Source organism: Phenylobacterium sp. CCH9-H3 (genome assembly GCF_001557235.1).
GTDB lineage: Bacteria > Pseudomonadota > Alphaproteobacteria > Caulobacterales > Caulobacteraceae > Phenylobacterium.
Genome location: NZ_LSJI01000301.1, coordinates 1 through 10,874, shown reverse-complemented (window position 1 = coordinate 10,874; position 10,874 = coordinate 1). Strand labels below are relative to the sequence as shown.

General features: G+C 70.0%; 11 protein-coding genes. 5 read left to right on the top strand and 6 right to left on the bottom strand.

The features are described 5' to 3' along the window. Both AX721_RS26555 and AX721_RS26550 read right to left on the bottom strand, forming a co-directional pair. The coding region (locus AX721_RS26555; protein WP_304440583.1) for a biotin carboxylase N-terminal domain-containing protein at nucleotides 1-623 on the bottom strand (623 nt) is incomplete at its 3' end. An 8-nt stretch (nucleotides 624-631) separates the two neighbouring features. Further along, complete coding sequence (locus AX721_RS26550; protein ID WP_068878963.1) at nucleotides 632-955, bottom strand: YbjQ family protein; 324 nt, start codon at nucleotides 953-955, stop codon at nucleotides 632-634. A gap of 54 nt (nucleotides 956-1,009) precedes the next feature. On the opposite strand from AX721_RS26550, the gene msrB reads away from it, so the two are divergent. After that, on the top strand, nucleotides 1,010-1,504 hold the full coding sequence (msrB, locus tag AX721_RS26545; protein ID WP_068878962.1) for a peptide-methionine (R)-S-oxide reductase MsrB: 495 nt from the start codon (nucleotides 1,010-1,012) through the stop codon (nucleotides 1,502-1,504). A gap of 65 nt (nucleotides 1,505-1,569) precedes the next feature. Continuing rightward, nucleotides 1,570-2,319 (top strand): hypothetical protein, encoded by a 750-nt coding sequence (locus AX721_RS26540; protein ID WP_068878961.1) that lies wholly within the window; start codon nucleotides 1,570-1,572, stop codon nucleotides 2,317-2,319. Here AX721_RS26540 and AX721_RS27675 read toward each other — a convergent pair. Together AX721_RS27675 and AX721_RS26525 are read right to left on the bottom strand one after the other, a co-directional pair. Then, nucleotides 2,316-3,395: a BON domain-containing protein gene (locus AX721_RS27675; RefSeq protein WP_068878960.1), complete on the bottom strand. Its 1,080-nt coding sequence runs from the start codon at nucleotides 3,393-3,395 to the stop codon at nucleotides 2,316-2,318. The genes AX721_RS26540 and AX721_RS27675 overlap by 4 nt on opposite strands. A gap of 431 nt (nucleotides 3,396-3,826) precedes the next feature. Continuing rightward, the gene (locus AX721_RS26525) at nucleotides 3,827-4,861 is read right to left on the bottom strand and encodes a histidine kinase (protein ID WP_068878958.1); all 1,035 of its coding nucleotides are present in this window, start codon (nucleotides 4,859-4,861) and stop codon (nucleotides 3,827-3,829) included. Nucleotides 4,862-5,089: 228 nt separating this feature from the next. Between AX721_RS26525 and AX721_RS26520 the strand changes: the two genes are divergently transcribed. Next, nucleotides 5,090-5,725, top strand: coding sequence for a response regulator transcription factor (locus AX721_RS26520; RefSeq protein WP_068878957.1), 636 nt, complete (start codon nucleotides 5,090-5,092; stop codon nucleotides 5,723-5,725). 151 nt (nucleotides 5,726-5,876) lie between these two features. On the opposite strand, the gene AX721_RS26515 is transcribed toward AX721_RS26520, so the two are convergent. Then, entirely contained in the window at nucleotides 5,877-7,409 is a 1,533-nt protein-coding gene (locus AX721_RS26515) for an acyl-CoA carboxylase subunit beta (protein WP_068878956.1), read from the bottom strand. 103 nt (nucleotides 7,410-7,512) lie between these two features. On the opposite strand from AX721_RS26515, the gene AX721_RS26510 reads away from it, so the two are divergent. Next, nucleotides 7,513-9,348 (top strand): hypothetical protein, encoded by a 1,836-nt coding sequence (locus tag AX721_RS26510; RefSeq protein ID WP_156467400.1) that lies wholly within the window; start codon nucleotides 7,513-7,515, stop codon nucleotides 9,346-9,348. Nucleotides 9,349-9,355: 7 nt separating this feature from the next. Here the strand turns inward: AX721_RS26510 and AX721_RS26505 are convergent, their stop codons facing one another. Next, on the bottom strand, nucleotides 9,356-10,351 hold the full coding sequence (locus AX721_RS26505; protein ID WP_068878954.1) for an LLM class flavin-dependent oxidoreductase: 996 nt from the start codon (nucleotides 10,349-10,351) through the stop codon (nucleotides 9,356-9,358). 125 nt (nucleotides 10,352-10,476) lie between these two features. On the opposite strand from AX721_RS26505, the gene AX721_RS26500 reads away from it, so the two are divergent. Beyond that, on the top strand, nucleotides 10,477-10,874 hold a 398-nt coding region (locus AX721_RS26500; protein ID WP_231754766.1), incomplete at its 3' end, for a sterol desaturase family protein.

The following is a 10,874-nucleotide window of genomic DNA, read 5'->3' as shown; positions in this document are numbered from 1 at the left end:
TGGCGCGGGCTCTCGATGAACTTCTCGATGAAGATCCGGTCGTCGCCGAAGCTGGACTTTGCCTCAGCGCGCACCGCCGGGAAGCCCTCTTCCACGTCCTTGCGGGTCCAGGCGACGCGGATCCCCTTCCCGCCCCCGCCCGCCGAGGCCTTGATCATCACCGGGTAGCCGATCTCCTCGGAGATCTTCACGGCGTGGGCGGTGTCGTCGATCTCGCCCACATGGCCGGGGACGACCGAGACGTTGGCCCGGGCGGCGAACTTCTTCGATTCGATCTTGTCGCCCATGGCCTCGATGGCGTGCGGGTTGGGACCGATGAAGACGATGCCCTCCTTGGCCAGCCGCCGGGCGAAGGCCGCGTTCTCGGAGAGGAAGCCGAATCCGGGGTGGACGGCCTCGGCTCCCGTGGCGCGGACGGCGTCGACGATCTTGTCGGCCACCAGATAGCTTTCGGAGGCCGGCGCGCCGCCGATGAACACCGTCTCGTCGGCCATCTCCACGGCCATGGAGTCGGCGTCGGCCTCGGAGTAGACGACCACCGTCTTGATGCCCATGCGGCGGCAGGTCTTGATGATCCGGACGGCGATTTCGCCCCGGTTGGCGATCAGGATTTTCGAGAACATTCGGTGTCTTACGCGCCCAATTTAACTGCAGTGCCGCACGCCGTGACCATCAGCATGCCGTTCTCCACGCCGAGGGTCTCATAGTCGAGGTCGACGCCCACGACGGCGTCGGCGCCCAGCGCCTGGGCGTCGAGCGTCATCTCCTGGATGGCGATGTCCCGGGCCTCGCGCAGCGCCTTCTCGTAGCCGCCGGCGCGGCCGCCGATGACGTTGGTGATGCCGGCGAAAAAGTCGCGGAAGATGTGCGCGCCGATGATGGCCTCGCCCGTGACGACGCCCAGGGTCTTCACGACCCTGCCCTCCGGCACGTCAGGCGTGGTGGCGATGATCATGGCGCATGGTCTCCGGTCTTTCGCCGCGAAGGGCGGGACCTTAGATTGGCGGTCATGGACACGCCAGCAGTCTCCCCTTCCGGTTTCTCTCTCTCGCCGCCTGACCCTGAGGAACGCAAGCGACTGGAGGCCTCCCTCACGCGCGAGGAGGCCGACGTCCTGCTGCACCACGGCACGGAGGCGCCATTCTGCGGCGGCCTGCTCGATCAGAAGGACGACGGCGTCTACTGCTGCCGCCTCTGCGGGCTGCCGCTCTTCCAGCACAGGACCAAGTTCGAGAGCGGCACCGGCTGGCCCTCGTTCTGGGCGCCGGTGGACGAGGCGCATGTGAAGGCCGTTCGCGACACCTCGTACGGGATGGTCCGGATCGAGACCACCTGCGCGCGCTGCGGCAGCCACCAGGGCCACGTGTTTCCCGACGGCCCGCCGCCGACCCGGCTGCGCTACTGCATCAATTCGGTGTCGCTGACGTTCGTGAAGGGCGGCGGCGCCCTCCCCGACCCGCTGGGCCGCGGCGACAACGAGCACGCCGCGGGCGTCTACGCCTGAGCGAGCCCCCGCACCGCGGTTCGATCTGGACGTCGGGCCTCTGGGCGTTCCTGGCGGCCATCGCCATGCTGGGCTGGGTGGCGTGGCAGAACCGCGCGGAAGACACCCGGCCCGGTCTCGCCTTCACCACCCTGGACGGGGCGTCGGAGGCCGAGCGCGAGGCCGCCGGCCGGCTGCTGCAGGAGGGCTATGCCGTGCTGCGGTCCAGCGCCTTCCGCGCGAACCTGGAAGCCCTCCAGGATCGGTATCCGACGATCTACGCCCGGACGGCCGAGCAGGATATCGATCCCAAGGGCGTGGCCTCGGTCGTCGCGCTTGAGCCGCCCGGTTCGCGCTTCGCCCCCGCCCAGGCGATGGTGGTCGACGACAACGGCGCCGCCCTGGGCGCCGCCGGCGAAGGCGGAGCCTCCGGACGCTACGCCGACCTCCTGATCACCCGGGGCGTGCTCAGGGCCTTCCAGTCGGACAACATGGTCGCCCGATCCTGCGCGATCAACGTCGCGGCGCACGAGTACGCCCACACCATCTCGCTGACGCCGATGGGCTATCGGGTGGCGTTCACCGATACTGGAGAATCCCAGCGTCGCATCGCGGATCGGCGCAACCCCGGCACGCCGATCGCCAGCTACCTGATCGGTTCGGTCGCCCAATGCACATGGCTGCAGCGCCAGGGCCGGATCGGGACCGGCGACCTGCGCGCCTGCGTCGAGGTGTTCGGCACGGCCGCCTTCAACTGGGCTCGCTGCAACCAGTTCGCTGGCGGCGAGCCCGTGGCCTTGCGCCCCGGGCTCGCGCCAGCCGTCCCGCCGCTTTAGTTCCGCTTCTGGGCGGGCGGCGAGGTGTTGCCGTCGGTCACGTCCTTCACCGCATCGCTGGTGGCCATGCGGGCCTCCTGGACGCTGTCGCCGTACCCGCGGCCGGCGCTGGTGAAGTAGTTGCCCGACTGGATGCGCAGGTTGTTCTGGACGTGCTTCACGCCCGAGAGGTCCTCCACGATCCGCTCGGCGCGGTGCTTGGCCTCACGGCTCTCGACCGTGCCGGACAGGGTGACTTCCCCGCCCGAGACCGAGCAACTGACCTCGCTGGCGTCCAGCCAGGGGTCATCGGTCAGGCGCTGATGCACCTCCTCGCTGATCCGCTCGTCCGAGCGCTGGTAGCCCTTGGGCCCACGGCCGCGCGCGCCGCGGAATTCCTCGTAGCGCTGGCGGTCCTCGCCGTAGCTATCGCCACCCATGTCGCTGAACCAGTTGGAGATCTTGCGGCCCGTCCGACGGAAGAAATCGCCCGCTTCGCGCGCGCGGTCCTCGAAGTCGTGGTCGCCGTCCCGGCTCTCGTACCGGCCGCGGTAGTCGCGACCGCCGTCGCCGTAGCCGCGCTCGTAGTCGTAGCCCCCGGTGCCGCCGCTGGCCGGCCGGCGCATCTCGCGCGCCCATCGCTGATCGGCCTCCTGGCTGCCGAACCGGCGGCCCTCGGCGTCGTAGGGGCGCGAGCCGGCGCCGTACGCATGCTCGCCGCGGTACAGCGGAAACCGGCCGTCATCGCCGTAAAAGCGGCCGCCGCGGGTATAGTCCTGGTTCTGGAACCGGGGAGACGCGCGATAGCCGGTCTCGTAATCGCCGCGCCGCATGGCGGGGGAGACGCCGCCGTAGTCCTCATCCTGCCAGTTGGCGTCGCTGCGCGTACGATAGTCGCGCTCGCGCCGCGGGCGGTTGTAGGCCGCGCCGCTCTCGCGCTCGCCGAACACGCGCTCGCCACGATCGAAGCTGCGATCCTCGCGCCCGGCGTAGCGGTCGCCCTCGTCATTCAGGCCGAAGACGTCGTAGCGGTCGTCATAACGCTGCTGAAGCCCGCGATCCCGCCATTCCCGTTCATCGTTCCACCGACCGGCCATGTTCGTTCTCCTTCGCTTCACGGGCGAATCCCGTTTGGCGGAGAACGGGGCGCGGGAGGCAGGGTTCCGATGGAAAGCCCGCCGGCGTCCGCTCCTGGATCACAAGCGCAGGAGCACCATCGCGGCCGAGATCACCCCAGCCCACAAGGCCAGTGAGACCAGGAGCGCGATCGTCAGCGAGACGCCGACGGGCCAGCGGGACGACTCCGCGCGCCGCGCTGGCCGCGTTCGGATTCCCCCCCGGTCGGACGTCGTACGAAGGAATCCTGTCTGCGCCATCTTGCGATACATGGCCCCATCCCTGGTCCGCCGCGCCAGGCGTAGCGGGGGCATGCCCACGGCCGACGGCTCCGGGACCAGAGTTGCCCGCTAAGGTTGAGCCTGGAATCAGGTGAAACCCGGGGCGATCCCTCAGGCGTCGACCGACCGGCTCAACGGTCGGATTGCGGCGCCCAGGCCCGGACCTTCAGTCCGCGCGCCTGCTCCTCCAGGGTCAGGGAGCCCCCGAGCTGCGTCATCCGCGCCAGCATCCCGCTGAGGCCGACGCCCAGGGGTTCGGAGGGGGCGGTGTGGTCGCTTCGGCGACGGAGCCCGACGCCGTCGTCCTCGACCTCCAGCACCACCGTCGAGGCCTCGCGAAACAGCCGCACCGTCGCATGCCGCGCCTGTGCGTGGCGATGGACGTTCATCAGCGCCTCCTGCGCGACCCGGAACAGCGCCATCTCCATCGTGCGTGGCAGGCTCCAGGGTCCCGCCCCCGTCTCCACCTTGACGCCGAGGCCCGTCCTGGGACCGAAGCCCGCCCCGAAGTCCTCCAGCGCCTTGGGCAGGCCCTCGTCGGCCAGCACGGGAGGATGCAGCAGGAACGAAAAGGTGCGGATCTCGGCGAGGGCGGCGCCGATCGAGCGGCGCGCGTCGATGGCGATCCGGCGCGCCTCGCCCTTCAGCTCGGTCCGGCGCTCCAGCGCACTCAGCCCCAGCTGGGCGGCCACCAGGAGCTGGGACGTGCAATCGTGGAGTTCGCGCCCCACGCGCCGGCGCTCCCTCTGTTCGGCCTGCGCGACCGCGAGGGCCGGATCCGGCTCGACCGCGCCGGCCCGGCGCGCGGCCGCGGCGAACGTCAGCAGGACCCCCTCGGAGCCAAACTGCGCCTGGACGTCGAGGCGGACGATCCGCTCGCCACGGCCCTGGGCCACCCTGGTCCGCACGGCCTGCTGCGTTTGCAGGCAGGCCTCGACGGCCCGGGCCAGGCGATCGGCCGATCGCGGCGGGAACACCTGCCGGAGCGTGCGGCCCTCGAGGCTGGAGGCGTGCGCCCCGAGTTGCGTGGCGAGGCGCTCGGTGACGGCGAGAACACGGGGTTCCGGATACTCCGGCGACACCAGCGCCATGGCGACGGGCAACGCTGCGAACACCTCCCGGTAGTCCGTCGGGCTGCTCCGACCGCTTTCCGTCCGCGCCAGCATCCTAGCCTCGCATCGTGGCGTCACCTCAACGTGATGTACGTCGACGACCGCGCCCTGTTCCCCGGTCAGAATGGTACAGCTTTGGAGGGAATTCGTACACGATATTCCCGCATAAAGTGTCGGACGCCTCCCGAGTCCACGACCTCGGGACGAGGGTTTCGCCTGATGGGCGTCGGCGGCCGCGTCGGTACGTACTCCTGTCATCGAGCCCCGGCTTTGGAGACAGGCATGCTGCGCATCATGATCGCTGACGATCATGAAATCGTGAGGAAGGGCGTCCGTGACCTGATCGAGAGCCATGTGGGCTGGGAGGTATGCGGCGAAGCCGCCGACGGGCAGAGCGCTCTGGAGATCGCGCTCAATCAGACGCCTGATATCGCGGTCCTCGACGTCTCGCTGCCGATCCTCAACGGCGTGGCGCTCACCCGCCGGCTGCGGCTGGAGCGGCCGAGCATCAGGGTCCTGCTTTTCACCATGCACGACGACGACGAGACGGTGGGGAGCGGCCTGGCCGCCGGCGCCCGGGGCTATCTGCTCAAGACCGACACCGAGCTCGATCTGGAGGCGGCGATCTCGGCGCTGGGCGCCAACCGGCCCTTCTTCTCGGCCTCGGTCTCGGACCTGTTGCTGGAGACGGTGGTGCATGGGCGTACGCCCGGGCGGCTGGAAACCTTCAGCCTGCGGGAACTGGAGGTCGCCCAGCTCATCGCCGAGGGCAACTCCAACAAGATGATCGCCCGCCTGCTGGGCATCAGCATCAAGACCGTGGAAAGCCACCGCGCCGCGGCGATGCGAAAGGCGGGCGTGCACAGCGGACCCGAATTCGTTCGGTTCGCGGTGAAGCACAACCTGATCCAGGTTTAGCGCGCCCCGGCCTCAGGGTTTCACCCGATGCCGGATCGGCTCGCGGGGCGCAGAGTGGCCCTGGGCGTGGCTGCACCCCCAACGCCACGAAGGCATGCACCCCGTTGCGGCGCTGACCCGCGTGCGCAGCCGCGCCCACCCCTACGCCGACTTACAGCGGGATGTTGTCGTGCTTCTTCCAGGGGTTCGTCAGCGTCTTGCCCCTGAGGTTCTTCAGCGCATTGACGATGCGCTTGCGGGTGGAGTGCGGCATGATCACGTCGTCGATATAGCCCCGTGAGGCGGCGACGAACGGGTTGGCGAAGCGGGCCTTGTATTCCGCCTCGCGCTTGGCGATGGCCTCCGGGTCACCGATCTCGGAGCGGAAGATGATTTCAACCGCCCCCTTCGAGCCCATCACCGCGATCTCGGCCGTGGGCCAGGCGTAGTTGACGTCGCCGCGGATGTGCTTGGAGCTCATCACGTCGTAGGCGCCGCCATAGGCCTTGCGCGTGATGATGGTGATCTTGGGCACCGTGGCCTCGGCGAAGGCGAACAGCAGCTTGGCGCCGTGGCGGATCAACCCGCCCTGCTCCTGCTTGGTCCCCGGCATGAAGCCGGGCACGTCGACGAAGGTGATGATCGGGATCTCGAAGGCGTCGCAGAACCGGACGAACCGGGCGCCCTTGCGCGAGCTGTCGATGTCCAGCACCCCGGCCAGGGTCTGGGGCTGGTTGGCGACGATGCCCACCGGCTGGCCGTCCATGCGGCCGAAGCCGACGACGATGTTCTTGGCGAAGTCCGGGCTGATCTCGAAGAAGTCGGCCTCGTCCACGACCTTCAGGATCAGTTCCTTCATGTCGTAGGGCTTGTTGGGATTGGCCGGCACCAGGGTGTCCAGCGACGCCTCGATGCGCGCGGGCTCGTCGTAGCTCTGCCGGACCGGCGGCTTCTCGCGGTTGTTCAGCGGCAGGAAGTCGATCAGGCGGCGGACCTGGGTCAGGGCTTCCAGGTCGTTCTCGAACGCCCCATCGGCGACACCGGACTTCAGCGCGTGGACCCGGTAGCCGCCCAGGTCCTCGTGGCTGACATCCTCGTGGGTGACCGTCTTCACCACGTCGGGGCCGGTCACGTACATGTAGCTCGTGTCCTTCACCATGAAGATGAAGTCCGTGATGGCGGGCGAATAGACGTCGCCGCCAGCGCAGGGGCCCATGATCACGCTGATCTGGGGAATGACCCCCGAGGCCAGGGTGTTCTCGAGGAAGATGTCGGCATAGCCGCCCAGGGCCGCGACGCCCTCCTGGATCCGCGCCCCGCCGGCGTCGAACAGGCCGATCACCGGCGCGCCCACCTTCATCGCCTGGCGCTGGACCTTCAGAATCTTCTCGGCGTGGGCGCTCGACAGAGAGCCGCCGAAGACCGTGAAGTCCTTGGAGAAGACGAACACCACCCGGCCGTTGATCCGGCCCCAGCCGGTGACCACGCCGTCGCCCGGGATGCGCTGGTCGGCCATGCCGAACTCGGTCACCCGGTGCTCGACGAACATGTCGAACTCCTCGAACGAGCCCTCGTCCAGCAGGAGGTCGATCCGCTCGCGCGCGGTCAGCTTGCCCTTGGCGTGCTGGCTGGCGATCCGCTTCTCGCCGCCACCCAGGCGGGCCTCGCCGCGACGCTTCTCGAGTTCTTCCAGGATCTGCTTCACGCGTGGGCGCCCCGTGTCGACGAAAGGCGAAGGCGTAGAGGCGCTTCGGCCGGGAAGCAAGCTGCCGCCAGGGGAGGCCTCGCACCGCGGAAATCGCTGCTGTATGAGCAGACCCATGTTCTTCCAGCGGGACCCATCCAGCCCGGAGCAGGATCGTCGCGCCGCGTCGGTGGCCGTGGTCCCGTTCTCGCCCCTCGCGCTCGAGCCGGAGACCGGGCGGACGGCGACCGGCTTCCTCGAAGACGTGATCGCAGAACTGGCCCGCTCGCCCGACATCGAGGTGCTGGCCGCGCGCACGTCCCTGTCGCTGTCGCCCGATCAGCTCGACCCGCGCTCGCTCATGGAGGCCTATGGGGTCACCCACGTCCTGGACTGCGCGGTGCGCCCCGGGCCGACGGGCGTGCAGGTGAAGGTGAACCTTGTCGAGGCCGCCGCGGGCCGGGTCGTCTGGGCCCAGCGGTACGAGGCGCCGCTCCGGCGCGCCGGCGAGGTCCTGGAGGACATCGCGGTGCAGGTGGCCAACCACCTCACGGCCCGGGTGCGCCTGACCCGCCTGGCGCAGGCGCGCCTGCGCCCGCTGACAAGCCTTCGTGCGCAGGACTGCTGGCTGCGCGGCCTGGAATGCTTGCGCAGATCAACGCCGGAAAGCGATGAGGAGGCGCGCCGCCTCTTCGAGCGCGCGCTCTCGATCGACCCCACCTACGCCCGCGCCTACGCCGGCCTGTCGCTCAGCCATTTCAAGCGCTGGAACTGGCGGCACGCGACCCCGCGCGAGGAGGAGGACGACCGCGCGTGCCTCCGCTACGCGGCCCGCGCCGAGGGGCTCGACGAGATGGACCCGGTCGTCCAGGTGGTCTGCGGCCGCCTGCACGTCTACGCCCGCGATTTCCCCCAGGGACGCCGGCATCTGGAGCGCGCGCTGGAGCTCAGCCCCAACCATGCGGACGGCCTGATGCAGATCGCGCCGCTCTGGGCCTATCTGGGCGAGCCGGAGCAGGCGCTGGAGATGGCGGCCAAGGCGTTCCGCCTCAATCCGCTGCACGAGCCCTGGTACTACTTCATCTCCTTCATCCCCCACTTCGTGGCCCGCGACCTGGCCACCGGCCTGGCGATCTTCGAGCGCTCGCCGCCGGACCAGATCTTCGAGCAGTCCGCCCTGATGGCCGCGAGCTACGCGCATCTGGGCCGCCTGGAGGAGGCGCGAGCCCAGATTCCGAAGTTCCTGGACGCGTTCCGCCGCGACATCACGGGCGGGCGGGAGCCGCGCCCCGGCGAGGCGCTGCAGCACATCTTCGATTCCAACCCCTTCGCCCGCGAGGAGGACGCCGCGTTCCTGCGCGAAGGCCTGCGCCTGGCGGGGCTGGCCGACGTCGCGGGCGGCCCCCTGGTCGTCGAGGCGCCGGCGCCGGCCGACAGCGGCCGCTTCGCCCGCCAGGGGGGACTTTGGGAGCTGGACTTCGCCGGCCGCCGGGCGCTGCTCCCCGACATGAAGGGCTTCTCGGACCTGGCGCTTCTGCTGGCCTCCCCGCGGGAGCGGATCCACTGCATGGAACTCGCGGGCCGGCTCGTCGAGGGCGACAGCGGCGCAGCCATGGACGTCAAGGCCCGCGCCGCCTGCCAGCGCCGGATCCAGGACCTGCAAGCGGACCTTGCCGAAGCCGAGCGCGATAACGACTTCGCCCGCACCGAGCGCCTGTCGGCGGAACTGGACGGGGTGATCGAACAGCTCTCGGCCGCGGTGGGCCTGGGCGGACGGGGGCGGCGGCTGGGCGACCCGGCCGAGAAGGCCCGGACCGCGGTCACCTGGCGAATCCGCAGCGCCATCCGCAAGATCGGCGAGGCGCACCCCGCCCTGGGGCGCCACCTGGAGGCGTCGATCCGCACCGGGGCGTTCTGCGCCTATCAGCCCGAGAACCCGGTCCGCTGGGCGGTGGGCTGACGCCGGCTCAGGCGGCCAGCATCAGCGCATCGCGGGCCGCGGCCGCCAGTTCGAGCGAGCGGATTCGCCTGTCCTGGTCGAAGATCTGGGCCGTCAGGATGATCTCGTCCGGCGCATGCCGCGCCACGAACGCCTGCAGGCCGGCCCGCACGGTGTCGGGGCCGCCCACCACCGCCATGGACAGCGGGGAGCCCGGACCGACCGTGGCGGCCAGGGAGCCGTCGGTGTCCTCCCGCGGGGGCGGCAGGGGCCCCGGCTGGCCGCGGTGGAGGTTAATGAAGGCCTGCTGCAGCGACGAGAACAGGAACCGGGCCTCCGCGTCGCTCTCGGCGGCCACCACGTTCAGTCCGAGCATGAGGTGGGGGCGCGCCCGGTACTCCGAGGGCTTGAACCGCTCGCGATAGATCTGCGCGGCCTGGTCCATCATCTGCGGCGCGAAGTGCGAGGCGAAGGCGAACGGCAGGCCGAGGGCGGCGGCCAGCTGCGCGCCGAACAGGCTGGAGCCCAGCACCCACACGGGCACCTTCGAGCCTGAACCCGGCACGGCGCGGATCGCCTGCCCCGGTTCCGGATCGCCCAGCAGGGCCAGCAGCTCAACCACGTCCTGCGGGAACTGGTCGACCCCGCTGGCGAGGTTGCGCCGCAGGGCGCGGGCGGTGAGCTGGTCGGTCCCGGGAGCCCGTCCCACGCCCAGGTCGATCCGGCCGGGATACAGCGCATCCAGCGTGCCGAACTGTTCGGCGATGATCAGCGGGGCGTGGTTGGGCAGCATCACACCGCCGGCGCCCAGCCGGATGGTGGAGGTGCCGTCGCCCACATAGGCCAGGGCCACGGCGGTCGCGGCGCTGGCGATGCCGGTCATGTTGTGGTGCTCAGCCAGCCAGTAGCGCTGGTAGCCGAAACGTTCGGCCGCCTGGGCGAGCGCGCGGCTGGCGCGCAGGGACTGGCCGGGGCTGCCGCCCTGGACGATGGGCGAGAGGTCGAGGACGGAGAGCGGAACCATGCCGCCTATGTAGGGGCCGCATCGGCGCGATCCCAGCCCGCGGCTCCACCTCACGCAACCGGCCTCACAATGTGAGGCGCCGGCTCACGCTCTTGAAAGGCAACTCAAGAGAAAAGGAGCCGCCCGTGTTCGGGTTCTACGACTACTGGCTGTTCGGGCTTTTCGCCGCCTTCGCAGCCTTCGACATCCTCGCGCCGGCCAGGGCCTTCCCCATCATCCGCGGCTGGCGGCTGAAGGGGCTCGCCTCGGCGATCCTCTACTGGTTCGTCTCTACCCGCGCGCCGTTCCTGTGGGACGGCTTCCTGGGCGAGCACCGGCTGGTCGACGCGACCGCCCTGCCGCTCTGGGTCGGCGCTCCGATGGCGTTCCTGCTGTACGAGCTGGGCGTCTACGCCTGGCACCGCACCATGCATGGGTCGGACACCCTGTGGCGCGTCTTCCACCAGACCCATCACAGCCCCGAGCGGGTCGACATCTGGGGTGCGCTCTACTTCCATCCCCTGGACATACTGGGCTTCGCCTT